The sequence below is a fragment of the Nocardioides pinisoli genome (assembly GCF_024199985.1).
In the GTDB taxonomy this organism is placed as follows: domain Bacteria; phylum Actinomycetota; class Actinomycetes; order Propionibacteriales; family Nocardioidaceae; genus Nocardioides; species Nocardioides pinisoli.
Map to the genome: position 1 here is coordinate 115,236 of NZ_JANARS010000008.1, position 17,298 is coordinate 132,533.

General features: G+C 71.4%; 20 protein-coding genes. 17 read left to right on the forward strand and 3 right to left on the reverse strand.

Annotated features, from left to right (window positions below):
- Positions 1–21: 21 nt before the first annotated feature.
- The 6 genes from NCI01_RS17665 (at position 22) to NCI01_RS17685 (ending at position 6,520) form a co-directional block, all read left to right on the forward strand.
- Positions 22–666: a helix-turn-helix transcriptional regulator gene (locus tag NCI01_RS17665; RefSeq protein ID WP_254182804.1), complete on the forward strand. Its 645-nt coding sequence runs from the start codon at positions 22–24 to the stop codon at positions 664–666.
- Positions 663–1,835: a DUF8744 domain-containing protein gene (locus NCI01_RS17670; RefSeq protein ID WP_254182805.1), complete on the forward strand. Its 1,173-nt coding sequence runs from the start codon at positions 663–665 to the stop codon at positions 1,833–1,835. Before NCI01_RS17665 ends, NCI01_RS17670 begins: the two co-directional genes overlap by 4 nt.
- A complete protein-coding gene (locus NCI01_RS17675) occupies positions 1,829–4,483 on the forward strand; it encodes a multicopper oxidase domain-containing protein (RefSeq protein ID WP_254182806.1) in 2,655 nt (884 codons plus the stop codon). The genes NCI01_RS17670 and NCI01_RS17675 overlap by 7 nt, the downstream gene beginning before the upstream one ends.
- A gap of 176 nt (positions 4,484–4,659) precedes the next feature.
- A complete protein-coding gene (locus tag NCI01_RS22390) occupies positions 4,660–4,782 on the forward strand; it encodes a hypothetical protein (protein WP_302182227.1) in 123 nt (40 codons plus the stop codon).
- Positions 4,779–5,630 carry a CPBP family intramembrane glutamic endopeptidase gene (locus NCI01_RS17680; RefSeq protein ID WP_254182807.1) on the forward strand — a complete coding sequence of 284 codons (852 nt, stop codon included), beginning with the start codon at positions 4,779–4,781 and terminating at the stop codon, positions 5,628–5,630. The genes NCI01_RS22390 and NCI01_RS17680 overlap by 4 nt, the downstream gene beginning before the upstream one ends.
- 461 nt (positions 5,631–6,091) lie before the next feature.
- Positions 6,092–6,520: a hypothetical protein gene (locus tag NCI01_RS17685; RefSeq protein WP_254182808.1), complete on the forward strand. Its 429-nt coding sequence runs from the start codon at positions 6,092–6,094 to the stop codon at positions 6,518–6,520.
- A 171-nt stretch (positions 6,521–6,691) separates the two neighbouring features.
- Here the strand turns inward: NCI01_RS17685 and NCI01_RS17690 are convergent, their stop codons facing one another.
- Positions 6,692–7,051, reverse strand: a complete 360-nt coding sequence (locus NCI01_RS17690) for a DUF5655 domain-containing protein (protein ID WP_254182809.1) — start codon at positions 7,049–7,051, stop codon at positions 6,692–6,694.
- 65 nt (positions 7,052–7,116) lie between these two features.
- Here NCI01_RS17690 and NCI01_RS17695 point away from each other — a divergent pair, with 65 nt between their 5' ends.
- Entirely contained in the window at positions 7,117–7,473 is a 357-nt protein-coding gene (locus NCI01_RS17695) for a hypothetical protein (protein ID WP_254182810.1), read from the forward strand.
- Positions 7,474–7,482: 9 nt separating this feature from the next.
- Here the strand turns inward: NCI01_RS17695 and NCI01_RS17700 are convergent, their stop codons facing one another.
- Positions 7,483–8,019, reverse strand: coding sequence for an AAA family ATPase (locus NCI01_RS17700; protein WP_254182811.1), 537 nt, complete (start codon positions 8,017–8,019; stop codon positions 7,483–7,485).
- 197 nt (positions 8,020–8,216) lie between these two features.
- On the opposite strand from NCI01_RS17700, the gene NCI01_RS17705 reads away from it, so the two are divergent.
- The 8 genes from NCI01_RS17705 to NCI01_RS17740 all read left to right on the forward strand — a co-directional run bounded on the left by NCI01_RS17705 (position 8,217) and on the right by NCI01_RS17740 (position 15,098).
- Complete coding sequence (locus NCI01_RS17705; protein WP_254182812.1) at positions 8,217–11,048, forward strand: aconitate hydratase; 2,832 nt, start codon at positions 8,217–8,219, stop codon at positions 11,046–11,048.
- A 3-nt stretch (positions 11,049–11,051) separates the two neighbouring features.
- Complete coding sequence (locus NCI01_RS17710; protein WP_254182813.1) at positions 11,052–11,624, forward strand: hypothetical protein; 573 nt, start codon at positions 11,052–11,054, stop codon at positions 11,622–11,624.
- An 83-nt stretch (positions 11,625–11,707) separates the two neighbouring features.
- The gene (locus tag NCI01_RS17715) at positions 11,708–12,853 is read left to right on the forward strand and encodes a hypothetical protein (protein WP_254182814.1); all 1,146 of its coding nucleotides are present in this window, start codon (positions 11,708–11,710) and stop codon (positions 12,851–12,853) included.
- Positions 12,854–12,862: 9 nt separating this feature from the next.
- Entirely contained in the window at positions 12,863–13,069 is a 207-nt protein-coding gene (locus NCI01_RS17720) for a hypothetical protein (protein ID WP_254182815.1), read from the forward strand.
- On the forward strand, positions 13,056–13,550 hold the full coding sequence (locus tag NCI01_RS17725; protein ID WP_254182816.1) for a SigE family RNA polymerase sigma factor: 495 nt from the start codon (positions 13,056–13,058) through the stop codon (positions 13,548–13,550). The genes NCI01_RS17720 and NCI01_RS17725 overlap by 14 nt, the downstream gene beginning before the upstream one ends.
- Entirely contained in the window at positions 13,547–14,209 is a 663-nt protein-coding gene (locus tag NCI01_RS17730; RefSeq protein WP_254182817.1) for a thioredoxin-like domain-containing protein, read from the forward strand. The genes NCI01_RS17725 and NCI01_RS17730 overlap by 4 nt, the downstream gene beginning before the upstream one ends.
- Before the next feature lie 110 nt (positions 14,210–14,319).
- Positions 14,320–14,715, forward strand: coding sequence for a nuclear transport factor 2 family protein (locus NCI01_RS17735; RefSeq protein ID WP_254182818.1), 396 nt, complete (start codon positions 14,320–14,322; stop codon positions 14,713–14,715).
- A 35-nt stretch (positions 14,716–14,750) separates the two neighbouring features.
- Entirely contained in the window at positions 14,751–15,098 is a 348-nt protein-coding gene (locus tag NCI01_RS17740) for a nuclear transport factor 2 family protein (RefSeq protein ID WP_254182819.1), read from the forward strand.
- A 524-nt stretch (positions 15,099–15,622) separates the two neighbouring features.
- Here NCI01_RS17740 and NCI01_RS17745 read toward each other — a convergent pair.
- Positions 15,623–16,459: an alpha/beta fold hydrolase gene (locus NCI01_RS17745; protein ID WP_254182820.1), complete on the reverse strand. Its 837-nt coding sequence runs from the start codon at positions 16,457–16,459 to the stop codon at positions 15,623–15,625.
- 138 nt (positions 16,460–16,597) lie between these two features.
- Between NCI01_RS17745 and NCI01_RS17750 the strand changes: the two genes are divergently transcribed.
- Together NCI01_RS17750 and NCI01_RS17755 are read left to right on the forward strand one after the other, a co-directional pair.
- Positions 16,598–16,903 carry an MTH1187 family thiamine-binding protein gene (locus NCI01_RS17750; RefSeq protein ID WP_254182821.1) on the forward strand — a complete coding sequence of 102 codons (306 nt, stop codon included), beginning with the start codon at positions 16,598–16,600 and terminating at the stop codon, positions 16,901–16,903.
- On the forward strand, positions 16,893–17,297 hold the full coding sequence (locus NCI01_RS17755) for a YjbQ family protein (protein WP_254182822.1): 405 nt from the start codon (positions 16,893–16,895) through the stop codon (positions 17,295–17,297). Before NCI01_RS17750 ends, NCI01_RS17755 begins: the two co-directional genes overlap by 11 nt.
- Position 17,298: the final 1 nt, after the last annotated feature.

Here is a 17,298-nt window from a genome sequence, read left to right on the forward strand (position 1 = left end):
TAATAACATACAATAAACCCCGTGGAAAAAGATGCGGGTCCCCCCTCGGGTGTCGATCGGGCGCCGACGGGCGCCCAGGGTCGTGTCCTGGCCGCGCTCGCGCAGCGGGACTCACCCACGACGCTGGCCGAGCTGGCAGAGATCACCGGCCTGCACGACAACACGTTGCGCGGCCACCTCGATGCGCTCCATCAGGCCGGTCATGTCTCGCGTGTGCGGGTCACGCCGACCGGGCGCGGTCGCCCCGCCTGGTCGTATGTGGCCCGCGAGGCGCCCTACGCCGCCCTGGCCCTCGCCCTGTCCCGCGGCCTCGAGAACACTCCCGGCGGCACCGCCCGCGAGGCCGGCGAGTCCGGGGGGCGAGCCTGGGGTGAGCAGCTGCGCGAGCTGTTCGACATCGACGACCGGCCACCGCAGGAGCGACTCATGCTCGCCCTCGAGCACGTGGGTTTCAGACCCGAGATCTCAGCCGGCCGGACGTCCGTCAGATTGACCCGGTGTCCCTTCATCGACACCGCCCGCGTCCATCCGGAGGCCGTCTGCAGCGTGCACCTCGGGCTCATCCAGGGGGTGTTGGGTCAGTCCCTCGAGCGAGCCGCGTTGCAGCCCTTCGCCGAGCCGGGTGCCTGCCTGGTCACGCTCGCGGAGCCGGTGACGCGGGCATGACAGCAGCACGCCTCCCCGCGGCGCGAACGCTGTTCGCGCTCCCTGCCGGTCTGGCCCTGCTGGTCGGGACAGACGCCGGCCTCGGTCTCCTGGACGCGTGGCCCCCGGTGGGCTCCGGTCGCCTCGGCGAGATCCACGGCATCCTCATGGTGCTCGGCTTCGTCGGCACCCTGGTCGCCCTGGAGCGGGCGGTCGCGCTCCGCCGTCCGATCGGCTACGCGGCCCCCGCCCTGCTGGGGCTCGGGGCACTGCTGCTCGTCCCCGGGCCCACCGGCGAGATCGGCGCCTCCCTGATCACCGCCGGCGCGCTCGCGCTGTGCCTGCTCTACGTCCCGCTGTGGCGGCGCAACCGTGATGAGGCGGTCCTGGTGTCCGCCCTCGGCGCGGTGTGTGCCCTGGGCGGTGCGTTGTTGTGGCGCGGCGGGGCGGACGTCTCCCAGACCCTTCCGTGGCTGGCCGGCTTCGTGGTCCTGACCATCGGCGGCGAACGCCTCGAGCTGGCGCGCCTGGCCATGCCACCGACTGCCGGGCGCGACCTGGTCCTGCTCGGCAGCGGCCTGGCGGGCGCCATCGTGGCGGCGACACTGTGGCCGGCCGTGGGAACGCCGCTGCTGGGCGCCGCACTCCTCGCGCTGACCTCGTGGCTCGTACGTCACGACGTGTCCCGACGCACGATCAACAGTGCGGGCCTGCCCAGGTTCGCCGCCAGCTGCATGCTCGCCGGCCAGGCCTGGCTCGTCGTCGCCGGGACCATCTGGCTGCTGGCCGGCGCGACCGTGGAGGGAGCGACCTACGACGCCGTGGTGCACGCGGTCTTCCTGGGCTTCACGATATCGATGATCATGGCCCACGCCCCCTCGATCCTGCCCGCTGTGACCCGGGTGGCGCTGCCCTATGGTCCGGTGATGTACGCCCCGTGGTTGCTGCTCCAGCTCTCGCTCGTCCTGCGGCTGTGGGGCGGGGACGCCCTGGGCAGCGAGCTGGCGCGCCGCATCGGTGGTGCCGGCAACGCGATCGCGCTGCTGCTTTTCCTCGCCGTCGTGATCGTCAGCGCGATCCGCGGGGTACCCGCGAAGCCGACGGCCCCGCCGGCCGTCAGGACCGGCCCGTCGAGCGGCCTCTCGACGGGCTCGTCAGCCGAGTCGACGACCCAGGCGGTGCCGTGGTGAAGATCGCGATCGGCGCACGGGCGCCCGAGGTCGAGACCGGCTCGCGGGGGTTCTGGCCGTTGCGCGACCTGCCCGTCGTGTTCTGGCTGCTCGGTGTGACCGTCGTGTCCTTGGCCCACCCCTTCCTCCCGGTACCGCGCTGGCTGATGATCCACCTGCTCGTGCTCGGCGCGGCCGGCCACTCGATCCTGGTGTGGAGCCGCTACTTCGCCGATACCCTGGTGCGCCTGCCGGCCACCCCTCGGCGGGAGCAGTCCCAGCGCCTGCTCCTGTTCAACGCCGGCGTGCTCCTGGTCGCCATCGGCGTGCCTGCCACGCTCTGGTGGCTGGTGGTCGTCGGCGCGCTCGGCATCGCGGCCGCGGTCGGCTGGCACGTGGGGAGCCTCCTCAATGGTCTGCGCACCGGGTTCGCGTCGCGCTTCTCCAGCACCATCTGGTTCTACATCGCCGCCGGGGCCCTGCTGCTGGTCGGCATCACGCTCGGCACCTGGCTGGCGGCCCACCCGGGCGAACCACTCCACACGCGGCTGCAGCTCGCCCACGTCACGGTCAACCTGCTCGGCTGGATCGGCCTGACCGTCCTCGGCACCGTGGTGACGCTCGGCCCGACGATGCTTCGCACCCGGATCGTCGAGGGGGCGGAGAAGCACTCCCGACAGGCCTTGCCCGTGCTGCTGGGCGGCATTGCGCTGGTGGTCGCCGCGGTCTGGGCGGACGTCGTGCTCGTGGCGGCTGCCGGGCTCCTGATGTACGCCGTCGGCGTCGTGCTCGTGGTGTGGCCCCTGGTGCGAGCGGCCCGGCGCAAGCCCCCGGTCTCCTTCCCCGCGTGGTCGCTCGCCGCGGGCATGGTGTGGCTGGTCGTCCTGTTGGCGGCGCTCGTCGCGCAGGTGGCGTGGGGGGTGCTCCACTCCGGCTCGTGGCTCGAGGTCGGCAGGATCTTCGAGCAGTACACCCCTTACCTGGCCGCCGGCTTCGTGGCCCAGGTCCTGCTCGGCGCCCTGTCGTACCTCATCCCGGTGGTCATGGGCGGCGGCCCGGCCGCCGTGCGGGCCACCAACCGCGACCTGGACGCGGGCGGTGCCCTGCGCGTGAGCCTGACCAACCTGGGCCTGGTCGTCTGCGTGCTGCCGGTCCCGAGCCTGGTGCGCGTCGCCGCGTCCGTGCTCGTCCTGGCCGCGCTGGCATCGTTCGTCCCGATCCTGCTGCGGGCCATCCGACGTCGACGTACGGCGCCCGCTGGGGCCCGCGAGACCACACCGCGTCCCCCCGGCCAGACCACCGGCATGGCCGTCGTCGGCCTCGCCCTGGTCATGACCGCGGTGGCCGTCGGCGGCTCCCTGGATCCGGCCAGCCTGGGCGGACTGCCGCGGTCGGCTGCCGGCGGAGTCACTGCGACCGGGCACACGACCACCGTCACGGTCGAGGGCAAGGACATGCGCTTCACGCCCTCGAGCATCGAGGTGAGGGTCGGTGACCGGCTGGTGATCACGGTCGAGAACACCGACCCGACCGACGTGCACGACCTCGTCCTCGAGACCGGCCACGACACCGGACGGCTCGCGCCCGGGGACTCCGCGGTCATCGACGTCGGGGTGATCGGACGCAACCTCGACGGCTGGTGCTCGGTCGTCGGGCACAAGCAGATGGGCATGGTGCTGGCCATCGAGGTTGTCGGGTCCGCGGTCGCCGCCACCGACGCCGCCACGCCAAAGGGGACCGACGACCCGGCGCTCGGCGACCTCGGGTCCGACGTCCACGGCGCCGGCCACGAGATCGCGACGGGTGAGCCCGCCGACGGCACGGTCATCCCCGATCCCGTGCTGCCGCCGCTGGAGCCCGGACGCGTCCACCGACACACGTTCACCGTCACCGAGCAGGGCATGGAGGTCGCTCCGGGCGTCACCCAGGAGATGTGGACCTACGACGGGTCTGCTCCCGGACCGACGCTGCACGGCCGGGTCGGGGACACCTTCGTCATCCGGCTTGTCAACGAGGGGGCGCTGGGCCACTCCATCGACTTCCATGCCGGTCAGCGCGCGCCGGACAAGGTGATGGTGACGATTCCGCCGGGGGAGTCGCTCACCTACCGGTTCACCGCGACCCGCGCCGGCATCTGGATGTACCACTGCTCGTCGATGCCGATGAGCGCCCACATCGCCGCCGGCCTGTTCGGCGCCGTCGTGATCGATCCGCCGGATCTGCCCGCCGTCGACGCGTCCTACGTGCTGGTGCAGTCCGAGCACTACTACGGGCCCGAGGGCCAGCCGGTCGACATGGACAAGCTGCTGACCGAGGAGCCCGACGTGGTGGCGTTCAACGGCTACCACAACGCCTACGACCACGCGCCACTCCAGGTGAAGGTCGGCGAGCGGGTGCGGATCTGGCTGCTCGACGCCGGGCCCAACCGTCCGTTGTCGTTCCACGTCGTCGGCGGCCAGTTCGACCGGACCTGGTTCGAGGGCGACTGGCTGCTCGGCTCCGCCGCTGCACCCGCCCGCACCGGAGGCTCGCAGGCGCTCTCGCTGGCACCGGCCCAGGGAGGGTTCGTGGAGATGGTCTTCGACGAGCCCGGGCGCTACCCCCTGGTCAACCACGTGATGATCGACGCCGAGCGCGGCGCCCACGGCGTCATCGAGGTCACGCGCTGAGACCCCCGTCTTCCACGCGCGTCGCCCTTCGCGTGCGTGGCACTCCCCAGGCGCGGTCATCCCGGCACTGAGCCAACCGTGCTGACGAGGTCGGGACCTTCGGCCCGACCGGCTGGGCATGAGGCCACTGCTCGACTGCACGTGGGTGAGGTGTGCTGTACGGGAGGGATTGCGTCATGAGGACGATGGACAGGTCGAAGGGGTCGCAGCGGCCGCTCACGTCGACGTCGCAGACGAGCCGACGGCGGTGGGCGCTGCTCGCTCGACGCATCGGCACCGACCAGGAGATGCAGACATGAGCGCGCGCAACGTCGTCACCACCGCTCGAACCTCCCACCACAGCCCACGGCGGCTGCACCGGTGGGTGGTCGCCCATCCGGTGGCCGCCTACGCCGTCCTCGCCTACGCGCTGTCGTGGATCCTGTGGGCGCCCACGGTGATCGGCGGCGGGGGACCAGTGGTCGTCGCCCTGTTCTTCATCGGAGCGCTCGGCCCAGCGTGCGCCGCCGTGATCGTGACCCGGGCCATCGGCTCATCGCTTCGCCCATGGGCGCGGCAGGTCGTGAAGTGGCGGGTGCCGCTCAGGTACTACGTCTACGCCCTCGGGCTGCCCGCGCTGCTCCTCGGCATCGTGAACGTCGTACTGGTCCTGGCTGGCCAGGACGTCGACCTGTCCCTGCTGGGCGAGCGGCTGCCGGCCTACCTCGGGACCTTCCTGCTCGTCGTCACCATCGGTGGCGGCTTCGAGGAACCCGGCTGGCGCGGCTTCGCGCTCCCACGGCTGCAGGCCCAGCGCAGTCCGTTGAAGGCGACGTTGATCCTCGGCCTCGTGTGGGGTGGCTGGCACCTTCCGCTCTACGGACTGGGCGCTGTCGGCCCCTTCCTCTTCGTCTTCTTCTACACCTGGCTCTACAACCGCACCGGCAGCGTGCTGCTCTGCATCCTCCTGCACGCCAGCTTCACCCCCGCACTGGACCACCTGATCCTGCGCGACGACAACCTCGGCGTCGACCTCGCCATCCTGGCGACCCTCACGGCCGCCGCGGCCGCGCTCGTGGCACTCACGAAGGGTCGTCTCGGCTACGACCCGGCCACCTGCACCGACCTCGATCGAGACGAAGGGGAGGAGTCACCAGGCACCAGCTGAAGAGGGGATCGGTCAGGGCGCTGACCAGCGACCACGGGGGTGGCGTCGAGCAGCAGGGTGGGCGCTCACCATGTTCGCCGGACCGAGCCCCGGACCTACGTGGCCAGCGTCCCGTGAGGATCCCGTCCACGAGGAACGTGGGAACCGCCGCGGCCACCACCACGCCCAGGGCGACGCACAGGCGGCGGGTTGGGGGGCTCACCCCCTCGGCCGTGGCACTCGAGCCGCCGAACAGCAGCCGATGGGAGCAGGACCCTGCTCTGGCTGCTCATCGCGCCTCCCTGGGTGCGGGCTCCGGAGATGAGGAATCCCTCCATGACGCCCGTATCGCCAGTCCGCACACTCGTCATCGGCCTGAGTCGCAGGCAGTGCCGAAGGTCCCCACGCAGGCACCCGTCGGCCTCTGGGCTCGGGTTGCCGATGCGACGAGGGTGGAGGTGACTCGGAAAGGGGCCCTCGCCATGACCAAGACACGGATCAGGACAATCTTCTGGGGGAGTTTGCTCGCGGCTGCCGCCGGACTCGTCATGCTCGTGGTGACCGGTGGACTCGCGTACGCGAGCGACAGCTTCGAGATGGACGGCCCCGACGTCGTGGGGATCAGGTCGACGCCCTTCGGCTGGACCATGATCATCCTGGCGGCGACGTCGCTGCTGGTGATGCTCGCCGGCGCCGTGGGCCAGTTCGTGGCGTGGGTCGGTGCCGTGCTCAACACCGCCCAGCTCGACGACAAGACCTGGTTCGTCGTGCTGCTGGTCACCGGGGTCCTCAGCTTCGGCTTCGTGGCGATGATCGCCTACCTGATCGCTGGGCCGGACGACCGCCCGACCGCACACCGACCGCAACGACCCGACCACCATGACACGGTGACCCCCGGCCGCGCTGCCTAGCTCCGGCAGGGCGTGTCCCAGGCCTGCCCGGGTCGCCTCTCCTCCGACGGTCTGGTGTCCGTCCGGTCCCAGGACCCTGCCCACCGCTGCGGCGCGCACCATCTGGCGACCGCCGGAAGGCGGTTCACCTGACCCCGCAACGCTACGCGGGGGCCGCTGGAGCGGGTCGGGTCATCCCGCGCTGTCGTAGGCCTCGCGCAGCCAGGCCCGCACCTCGCTGTCGACCCCGCCGGGGCGCCGCAGCTCGAGGTGGTGCATCCACACCGCCGGGCTCGGGTGGGCCACCTGCTTCCACCGCGGGCTCGGCCGCTCGGTCGGCAGCGCGATCGACAGCACGGCGGGCACGTCGGAGCGCACGTACTGCCCGGGACGCCACAGGTAGGCGAACCCGCGCCGGCGTCGGAACGCGACCTGGCTGCGCGCCACCCGCACGTCGTGCGGCCCCAGCGCGTCCACCGCCGCGACGACGGCCGCCGCGACCGCAGTCCCGCCGGGCTCGCCCTCGAAGAACGCCTGGACGTCCGGGTCCACGAGATCCATGGTGGCACCGAGCCGGGCTGTTGTGCCGCGCGCGGACGGGGAGGCAGGCTTGTCCCATGGCCACCTACGACGTCAACCCGGCGGCCGTCACCCACGCGCGCAAGCTGATCGACGCCCGGCAGTACGTCCTCGACAGCGACTGGGGTCAGGTGCAGCCGCGGGCGGAGGCGGAGAACGCCTTCCTCGAGCGCCACTCGTGGGACGACTACGCGGCCTGGCACCTCGGCCTGACCGAGGGCGCGAGCGACGGGACCAAGGCGCGCTACGCGTTCGTCTACGGCGACCTGCGACGGGTGCACCGCTCGGGCCTGATCGCGTGCGTCTACCGCGCCTCGGAGTGGCGGCACAAGGCCGTCGAGCTGGCCGCCCACGACCTGCTGCAGCGCCTCGACCAGATGGCCGGGATCGACTGACCGGGGCGCTCAGCCGCGAGCGACGAGGGCGGCGAGGGCCGTCAGCGCCGCCTCGCGCTCGGTCGCGTCCACGACCGTCCAACCGTGCTCCTGCGCGAGGTCGAGCAGCTGGCGCCGTCCCTCCAGCACCAGGTCGTCGCCGCCGCGCTCCTCGATGATGCGCGACACGACGTCGGTGACCGGGGTCCGCGTCCGCTCCCGCAGCCGGGGGAGCAGCAGGTCGGGGGCGACGTCGAGCACCACGCCGACGTACGACGCCCCTGCCGCCGCGGCGGCGGCCTCGAACCGCTCGACCTGGGCCGGCGTGACGATCAGCTGGGGGAGCACCACGTCGCGCCCGGTGCCGAGGTAGGCGGTCAGCAGGGCGAGCGCGGACGCCCGGACGGCCTCGCCGGTGCCCACGAAGTCGTGCTCCCAGCCCGAGACCCACGACCGCAGCTCGTCGATGTCGCAGACGAGCATCCCCGGGTGGCGCGCGGCGTGGGCGCGAGCGAGCGTCGACTTGCCGACGCCCGAGGGACCGTTGAGGTGCAGGAGCGTGGGCACCGCCGGAGCCTACGACGCGGCGAGGCGACGTCGGCCGGGACACGCGCGGCGTACGGTTGGCCCACCCCTCGACATCGTGTATCTTGACGTCGAGACAAGTTGACGCCGGAACTAACGGTCGCCCTGCCTTCCCGTGCCTCACGGTGCGACGGCAAGATGGTGGCGAACTTAGCGATTCTTCTGAGGAGATGTGGCTGATGGGCCAGGACAGCTTCGGTGCCAAGGGCACCTTGGACGTGGACGGACAGTCCTACGAGATCTACCGACTCGACGCGGTCGAGGGCGAGGGGCTCGACGTCCAGAGCCTGCCCTTCTCGCTGAAGGTGCTGCTGGAGAACCTGCTCCGCACCGAGGACGGCGCGGACATCACCGCCGACCACATCAAGGCGATCGCCGGCTGGGACGCCAGCGCCGCGCCCGACCAGGAGATCCAGTTCACGCCTGCCCGCGTGATCATGCAGGACTTCACCGGCGTCCCCTGCGTCGTCGACCTCGCCACCATGCGCGAGGCGATGGCCGAGCTCGGCGGCGACGCCACCAAGATCAACCCGCTCGCCCCCGCCGAGATGGTCATCGACCACTCGGTGATCGCCGACGTCTTCGGCTCCGCCGACGCCTTCGAGCGCAACGTCGAGATCGAGTACGAGCGCAACCGGGAGCGCTACCAGTTCCTCCGCTGGGGCCAGGGTGCCTTCGACGACTTCAAGGTCGTCCCCCCGGGCACCGGCATCGTCCACCAGGTCAACATCGAGCACCTCGCCCGCGTGGTCATGGTGCGCGACGGCGTGGCCTACCCCGACACCTGCGTCGGCACCGACTCCCACACCACGATGGTCAACGGCATCGGCGTGGTCGGCTGGGGCGTGGGCGGCATCGAGGCCGAGGCCGCGATGCTCGGCCAGCCGGTCTCCATGCTGATCCCGCGCGTCGTCGGCTTCAAGCTGTCGGGCGAGCTGCCCGCAGGTTCGACGGCCACCGACCTCGTGCTGACCATCACCGAGATGCTCCGCGAGCACGGTGTGGTCGGCAAGTTCGTCGAGTTCTACGGCGAAGGCGTCTCCGCGCTGCCGCTGGCCAACCGCGCCACGATCGGCAACATGAGCCCGGAGTTCGGCTCGACGATCGCGGTCTTCCCGATCGACGACCAGACGATCGACTACCTGCGCCTGACCGGCCGCACCGACGAGCAGCTTGCCCTCGTCGAGGCGTACGCCAAGGAGCAGGGGCTGTGGCACGACCCGAGCGCCGAGCCGCGCTACAGCGAGCGCCTCGAGCTCGACGTCTCCACCGTGGTGCCGTCGCTCGCCGGCCCGAAGCGTCCGCAGGACCGCGTCGAGGTCAGCGTGGCCAAGGACTCGTTCCGCGCCGCGCTCGCGGACTACGTCGACGAGGGCGACTCCGACCCGGACGACGCCGCCGAGGCCACGGGCTACGACGAGGCGGTCGAGGAGTCCTTCCCGGCCTCCGACTCGCCGAGCCACGAGGGCGGCAACGGCAAGCCCGTGCACGCCGACGCCCCGAAGGACGCCGGTCGGCCCACGAAGCGGACGAAGGTCTCGCTCGACGGTCAGGAGGTCGAGATCGACCACGGCGCCGTGGTGATCGCCGCGATCACGTCGTGCACCAACACCTCGAACCCGAGCGTGATGATCGGTGCCGCGCTGCTGGCCAAGAAGGCCGTCGAGAAGGGACTGACCCGCAAGCCGTGGGTCAAGACCTCGCTCGCGCCCGGCTCCAAGGTCGTCTCCGACTACTACGACCGCTCGGGACTGACGCCCTACCTCGACAAGCTGGGCTTCAACCTCGTCGGCTACGGCTGCACGACCTGCATCGGCAACTCCGGGCCGCTCATCCCCGAGGTGTCCGCGGCCGTCAACGAGGCCGACCTCGCGGTGGTCTCGGTGCTGTCCGGAAACCGCAACTTCGAGGGCCGGATCAACCCGGACGTGAAGATGAACTACCTCGCGTCGCCGCCGCTCGTCGTCGCCTACGCGCTGGCCGGGTCGATGGACGTCGACCTGTTCGGCGACCCGCTGGGCCAGGACACCGACGGCAACGACGTCTTCCTCGAGGACATTTGGCCGACCCCGCAGGAGATCGAGGAGACGATCGCCCAGGCGATCACCTCCGACATGTTCGGCGACTCCTACGCCGACGTCTTCAAGGGTGACGAGCGCTGGCAGTCGCTGCCTACCCCGGAGGGCAACACCTTCGAGTGGGACGAGGACTCGACCTACGTCCGCCGTCCTCCCTACTTCGACGGCATGCCCGACGAGCCGGAGCCGGTCAGCGACATCGTCGGCGCCCGCGTGCTGCTCAAGCTGGGTGACTCGGTCACGACCGACCACATCAGCCCGGCCGGTGCGATCAAGAAGGACAGCCCCGCGGGCCGCTACCTCGCCGAGCACGGCGTGGAGCAGCGCGACTTCAACTCCTACGGCTCGCGGCGCGGTAACCACGAGGTCATGATCCGCGGCACGTTCGCCAACATCCGCCTGCGCAACCAGATCGCGCCGGGCACCGAAGGTGGCGTGACCAAGGACTTCACCAAGGACGGCGAGGTCACCAGCGTCTACGAGGCCAGCCAGAGCTACCAGGAGGCCGGCACCCCGCTGGTCGTCCTGGCCGGCAAGGAGTACGGCTCCGGGTCCTCGCGCGACTGGGCCGCCAAGGGCACCGCTCTGCTGGGCGTGAAGGCCGTCATCGCCGAGTCCTACGAGCGGATCCACCGCTCCAACCTCATCGGCATGGGCGTCATCCCGCTGCAGTTCCCCGAGGGCAAGACCGCCGACGACCTGGGCCTCACCGGTGCCGAGATCATCTCGATCAGCGGCATCACCGAGCTCAACGACGGCACCACCCCGAAGACCGTCACGGTCAAGGTGGAGCCCGCGCCCGGCACCGACCAGGCGCACGGCGAGGCCAGCGAGTTCGAGGCCACCGTCCGGATCGACACCCCGGGCGAGGCCAACTACTACCGCAACGGCGGCATCATGCAGTACGTCCTGCGCAACCTGCTGCGGGGCTGACCGGTGGGGGACTTCCTCGACCGCGCGGGGGCGGCCGTCGGTGACGACGGCCGCCTCCCGCTGGGGTCGATGCCCGGCTGGGACGTCTTCCCGTTCGAGCGCGAGGGCCTGCGGGCCCGCGCGCTGACGGAGTACGCCGACCCCGAGCCCGACCGCCGCAAGGCCCGGGACGACTGTCGTACGTGCTCGGCGCTCGAGGACGCGGCGCAGCTCCTGCACACCGGCGACCGGCTCGCAGTGGTCCGGCCGGCGGCGACCAGCCTGCCGTTCGTCGCCAACGTCGTCACGCGGGAGCACGTGCTGATCGACGACCTCGACGACGACGGCCACGTCGAGCTCGGCCGCCTCGTCGCGCGCACCTACGCCGCGGTGCAGGCGCTCGACGGCGTCGGCAACGTGCACATCACCAAGTGGGAGAACGGCAGCGGCCACTTCTCCATGAACGTCATGGCGCGCCCGCGCGGCGTCCTGCAGCTGCGCGGCTCCAACCTGCCGGTCTGGGCCGACATGCTGCCCGACATCCCGCAGGACGAGTACGACGAGCGTGCCCGAGCCGTGCGCGCCGCGTTGTCCTGAGAAAGTCCTCGGCCGGACCCCACCGGATCCCGCCCTCGTGTCGTGTGGACGTGTGAGGCTGTCCCGCACCCGAGGAGCACCGCATGCCCGCACCATCCGCCGACGTCGTCGACCGGCTCGAGCGCCTTGCCGCGCACGCTCCCGGCGGCGCGATCGACCCGGACGCCGTCTGGACGCACGGTCGGCGTCGGCAGCGGGCCCGCCTCGGTGCCGCCCTCGCGGCCGTCGTGGCGGTCGGTCTGCTGGGCGCGACGACGACGACGCTGCTCGTCGAACGCGCGCAGCGGGTGGAACCCGCGGGCACCAGCGAGCGGATGGTGCTTCCCGACGTGATCCGCCAGCCTGGCGGATGGGAGCCGGCCTTCCCGGCGGCCCCGGGCCGGCTGTCCGCGGTCGGTCTGGGCACGAGGTCCGGCCTGTGGTCGGACCGCAACGCCTGGTGGGGCGTCTCCGCGACCACGGGGGAGTCGCGCTTCCTCGATCTGCCCGACGCGCTCGAGCTCGGCCAGGTCGCCCTGTCGCACGACGGCTCGCGCGTGGCGTACTGGATCGCGACGCGCGCCGGCGTCGAGGCGCTCGGGCAGGCGGGGGAGAGCGCGATGCTCGCCGACGGGGTCGCCGTGCTCGACCTCGAGACCGGCGAGCGCGACGTCTGGACCATCGAGTCCGACCACGGGTTGTGGATCGGCGGCCTGGCCTGGGCGGGGGACGTGCTGTGGTGGTCGGCCGGCCCCGCGCAGGAAAGGGAGGACGGTGCGCTCACCGCACGGGCCCGGACCCACACGTGGGACCTGGGCACTGACGAGCGTGAGGACGCCACCAGCCCGGCCGCGCGCCGCGTCAGCGCCAACGGCGTCGGCGACGCACCCGGCGGCTTCGTCGAGCCGCGCGGCTCGCAGCGCCTGACCCTCGTGACCGGTGGGGAGGACCCGGCGACCGTACGGCTCGCGCTGCCGGCTGACGCGCCCTCGGCGGCCGGGACGACGGACGCGACCGTGAGCACCGACGGCTCCCTCGTGGCGGCCCTGCTGGCGCCCGACGCAAGCACCTACGACGAGTCGCCCAAGGCGGTCGTGGTCGGCGACCTCGGAAGCGGTGACGTCGCCCTGCGCCGCGTCGGCCACGAGTCGGCGCAGTCCATCGTCGGGTGGCGCTCGCCGGACGAGGTGCTCGTCGGGGGTCTCGACGACGTGGGCGACGGCCGCCCGCGTCGGGTGAACCAGGTCTGAGCGCTCGACGTGGCCACCGGTGAGCGCGAGGCGCTGCTGGAGTTCTCAGGCAACTTCCCGCAGGTCGCAGCCGAGGCGTGGACGGCGGACGTCGTCCCCGCACCGGGCGCCGCGTTCGCCCCGGACCCCCGGCTGGTCGGCCTCGGCCTCCTTCTCGCCGCGTTCGCGGGGTGGCGCGTCGCCGTAGGGCTCAGGAGGCGCCGTGACCACGCCTGACGGCTTCGCTGAGTTCGTCCTCGCCCGGCAGGCCGCACTGCTGCGGACGGCGTACCTCCTCACCGGGCACGCCCAGGACGCTGAGGACCTCGTCCAGACGACCCTGGTCAAGGTCGTGCCGCGATGGAGGCACATCCAGGACAACCCCGAGCCCTACGTCCGGCGCGTGATGGTCAACGAGAACGTCTCGCGCTGGCGTCGTCGCCGCTGGCGCGAGGAGAGCACCGACGTCCTGCCCGAGCAGCTCGCCCACGACGTCGACCACGACGAGCTGCTCGCCGTACGTTCCGCGCTGGTCGGCCTCGCGCCGCGCCAGCGTGCTGTTCTCGTGCTTCGCTACTACGAAGGGCTGTCCGAGGCCGAGATCGCCGCGGCGCTCGGGATCGCACCCGGCACCGTGAAGTCGCAGGCCCGCGACGGCCTGGCGAGGTTGAGGCAGGCGCTCCCCGCCGAGGAAGGCGCCGGTAGCCTGACGCGGTGACCGACCGCGACGGGCTGCCCGACGGCCTGACCTCGACCGCGCCGGAGCGTCCGGGGGAGCCCAGGGGCGGGGCGGGGCCTCGTCGACTGCCGCTGGTGCTCGCCGGTGTCGCGTCGGCCCTGGTGCTCGGGGCCGCCCTCGTCGCGCCGCTGGTGGACCGGGCGATCCGTGGCGACGAGCAGGACCAGCGGGCCCTCGACCTCACCCTGGTGCAGACCTGGGAGATCACCGACCGCGCGCACACCACCGAGGACGTGACCTACCCGCAGGACCCGCCCGTCGGTGGTGCCCATGCGCCGATCTGGCTCGCGTGCGGTGTCTACGACGAGCCGGTGCGCGAAGAGAACGCGGTGCACGACCTCGAGCACGGCACCGTCTGGATCACCCACGACCCCGACCTGTCCGACGCCGACCGGCAGCGGCTCGCCGACCAGCTGCCCGACAACGGCATCATGTCGCCGCGGGACGGACTGCCCTCGCCCGTCGTCGTGACGGTGTGGGGCGCGCAGCTGCAGCTCGACGGGGCGGACGACCGCCGGCTCGGGCTCTTCCTCGAGGAGTACGGCGACGGGCAGACCGCTCCGGAGTTCGGCGTCAGCTGCGCGGGCGGCACGCCGGACCCCCAGGGCGAGCTGCCGGGCCGGGGCGCCGATGCATGACTCGGTGTGTCCCTCTCGGCGGCGACGCCAGTTGTCGGATCTGTTGATGTCCGGGTGGTCGGCCTCGCTCACTGCGGTGTCGACCCGCGTCGAGGCTAGACTCGTCAAGCGTGACGCCACACGAGCTCGCGGCCGCGCTCCATGCGGCACTGATGGCCGGTCAGCATGGTGAAGACATCCGACATCTCTTCACCGACGACGCGGTCACCATCGAGCACCCGAATGCGCTCCAGCCCCGCGGTGGGCGCAGGCACCTGACGGAGATGCTGGCTGGCTCGACGGCTGGGGCTCGCTTGTTGGAGCGGCAGGAGTTCGACGTTCATCAGACGGTCGAGGCTGGCGATGAGGTGGTGTTGCGCTTGACGTGGACCGGAGAGTTGAACGAGGCCGTCGGCCCGTTCGCGGCGGGGCAGCAACTGCGCGCGCACATCGTTCAGTTCATCCGCACCACGGGTGGGCGGATTTCCGAGATCGAGACCTTCGACTGCTACGAGCCCTTCGCGTAGATCCGCGCGACACGACCTGGCCAGGAGGCAGCACCATGACGACGGAACGCACCGAACGCGTCCGGGAGCTGTATCAGGCGTTCAACGAGCGGGACCTCAACGCTGTCATCGGTGCGATGACGTCGGACGTCGAATGGCCCAACGGTTGGGAAGGCGGTCAGTTGATCGGGCGCGACAGCGTTCGCGACTACTGGGAGCGGCAGTGGGCTCAGATCCGCCCGATGACCACGGTGAGGAGCATCGGCCAACGCCCCGACGGAACGGTGGAGGCCAAGGTTCGCCTCACAGTGCGTGATCCTGCCGGCACGGTCCTGTCCCGGACCGACGCCACGCACGTCTACGTCTTCGACGGAGATCTCGTTCAGCGCATGACGGCGGTGTAGAGCAGTCCTCATCAGTCGCCCATGACTCGCGGCTCACGTCTGCTCCTGCTGGATGGAGGCAGGTGCGCGCGCCGCGACCTGCCGCCGACTGACCGTCCAGACCTACCCCGACCCTTGCGTCCGACCAGGGCGAGGTGAGTGTGTCGCTCGACAAGGACTTCACCCGCCATGACCCGGCTCCCAGTCCATGGACGCCACTGCATCGACGTCATCGTGGGCAAGGAGGCCGAACAACCGTCGCACCTCTGTGCGGTCCACCGATCGCCGGTGCGCGGCCGGGCCATCGCCGTCGACGTTCTCCCAGACAACGAGACCGCTGGGGAAGGCGCTCAGCGCCCAGCCGGACTCGTGGTGACCGACACATCAGGGTGTTCCGTATCGCTCGACGTATCCAGCTCGGCCATCAGGCTGTCCAGGTCGGCGTCCACGAAGTGCTCGCTCATCTGTCCGTTCCGATGAGCCAGCGCTGCAACCATGTGAGGCAGCATGCCTGATCGCATGCAGATACGGGGCGAACGTCCGCATCAGCGGGCCAGGAAGTCCAGCAGTGCGCTGTTGAACTCGGCGGCGTGGCTGACGTTGAAGCCGTGGGGGGCGTCCTGGACGACGACGAGCCCCGAGCCTGCGACCGCCTCGTGCGTGCGCCGGCCAGAGCCCTCGAACGGGACCGTGGCGTCGCTGTCGCCGTGGATGACGAGCGTGGGCACCGTGACCTGGGTGAGGTCGTCGCGGAAGTCGGTCGTGCCGAAGGCTTCCATGCAGCCCAGCGCCGCCTTCTGGTCGCTCTGGTGGCACAGCGCGATCGCGTCCTGGCGCTGCTCCTCGGTGACCTTGAGCTCGCCGCCGGCGGAGAAGAAGTCACGGGTGAAGCCGTCGAAGAACGTCGTGCGGTCCTCCTCCAGCCCCTTCGTCATCTCGGCGGCCGCCTCCTCGGTCAGCGGGCCGTCCGGGTTGTCGTCCCCCTTCAGCAGGTAGGGCGGCACGGCGGCCGCGAACACCACGGAGTGCAGGCGGTCCTGGCCGTGGCGGGCGATGTAGCGGGCCACCTCGCCGCCGCCCATCGAGAAGCCGACCAGGGTGACGTCCGTCAGGTCGAGCTCGGACAGCACCCCGTCGAGGTCGTCGGCCAGCGTGTCGTAGTCGTAGCCCTTGGACGGCTTGTCGCTGCGTCCGAAGCCACGGCGGTCGTAGGCCACGACCCGGTAGCCGGCGGCGCTCAGGGGGCCCACCTGCTCGCTCCAGGACTCGGCCGAGAGCGGCCAGCCGTGGATGAGGACGACGGGTCGGCCGGAGCCGCCCGAGTCCTCGACGTGGACCTTGGTGGAGCTCAGCAGGCCGGAGCTTGCGGTGACGTCAGGCACGTGGTGGTCCCTTCGTTGGGGCCCTCGACGGGAGGGCCGTTCGCTGGTGCTTCGAACGTAGGCACGAGCGCGGATGGGTCGTTCCACCCGCTGGGGTGGCCGGAGCGACGCGGCGGCCCCGTGCCCTAGCGTGGCGACATGATCGTCGCCTTCTCCCTGTCACCGATGTCCAGCGACCCGAGCGGGTCGGTCACCGACGCCGTCGCGGCCGCCGTCCGCGTGGTCCGCGAGTCCGGGCTCCCGCACGAGACCAACGCGATGTTCACCAACATCGAGGGGGAGTGGGACGAGGTGATGGCCGTCGTGAAGCGTGCCGTCGACGTCGTCGCCGAGGCGTCCCCGCGCGTCGGGCTGGTGCTCAAGGCCGACATCCGCCCCGGCTACGACGGCCAGCTGACCGCGAAGGTCGAGCGCATCGAGGAGGCATTGCGCGATGCACAGTGAGACGCGCACGTATCGCACCGGGAGCGAGGAGGTCGTCCTCGACCTGACGCAGGACGCCGTCGAGTTCGTCGCCGACCGCGGTGACGGGCTGCTGCAGGTCTTCGTGCCCCACGCGACGGCCGGCATCGCGGTGATCGAGACCGGGGCCGGGTCGGACGACGACCTGCTGGCGGCGCTGCGCGACCTGCTGCCCCTCGACGACCGCTGGCGCCACCGCCACGGCTCGCCGGGCCACGGCCGCTCGCACGTGATGCCCGCGCTGGTCCCGCCCCACTGCACGGTCCCGGTCCTGGGTGGCCGCCTCCTGCTCGGCACCTGGCAGAGCATCTGCCTGGTCGACCTCAACGTCGACAACGACGAGCGCCAGGTGCGCTGGTCGTTCCTGGAGGGCTGAC

What these genes read in the sequence shown, in the direction of transcription:
- NCI01_RS17705 (WP_254182812.1), top strand. Translation starts at nt 8,217, where the DNA reads ATGGGCCAGGACAGCTTCGGTGCCAAGGGCACCTTGGACGTGGACGGA.
- NCI01_RS17755 (WP_254182822.1), top strand. Translation starts at nt 16,893, where the DNA reads ATGCACAGTGAGACGCGCACGTATCGCACCGGGAGCGAGGAGGTCGTC.
- NCI01_RS17680 (WP_254182807.1), top strand. Translation starts at nt 4,779, where the DNA reads ATGAGCGCGCGCAACGTCGTCACCACCGCTCGAACCTCCCACCACAGC.
- NCI01_RS17670 (WP_254182805.1), top strand. Translation starts at nt 663, where the DNA reads ATGACAGCAGCACGCCTCCCCGCGGCGCGAACGCTGTTCGCGCTCCCT.
- NCI01_RS22390 (WP_302182227.1), top strand. Translation starts at nt 4,660, where the DNA reads ATGAGGACGATGGACAGGTCGAAGGGGTCGCAGCGGCCGCTCACGTCG.
- NCI01_RS17740 (WP_254182819.1), top strand. Translation starts at nt 14,751, where the DNA reads ATGACGACGGAACGCACCGAACGCGTCCGGGAGCTGTATCAGGCGTTC.
- NCI01_RS17750 (WP_254182821.1), top strand. Translation starts at nt 16,598, where the DNA reads ATGATCGTCGCCTTCTCCCTGTCACCGATGTCCAGCGACCCGAGCGGG.
- NCI01_RS17695 (WP_254182810.1), top strand. Translation starts at nt 7,117, where the DNA reads ATGGCCACCTACGACGTCAACCCGGCGGCCGTCACCCACGCGCGCAAG.
- NCI01_RS17685 (WP_254182808.1), top strand. Translation starts at nt 6,092, where the DNA reads ATGACCAAGACACGGATCAGGACAATCTTCTGGGGGAGTTTGCTCGCG.
- NCI01_RS17715 (WP_254182814.1), top strand. Translation starts at nt 11,708, where the DNA reads ATGCCCGCACCATCCGCCGACGTCGTCGACCGGCTCGAGCGCCTTGCC.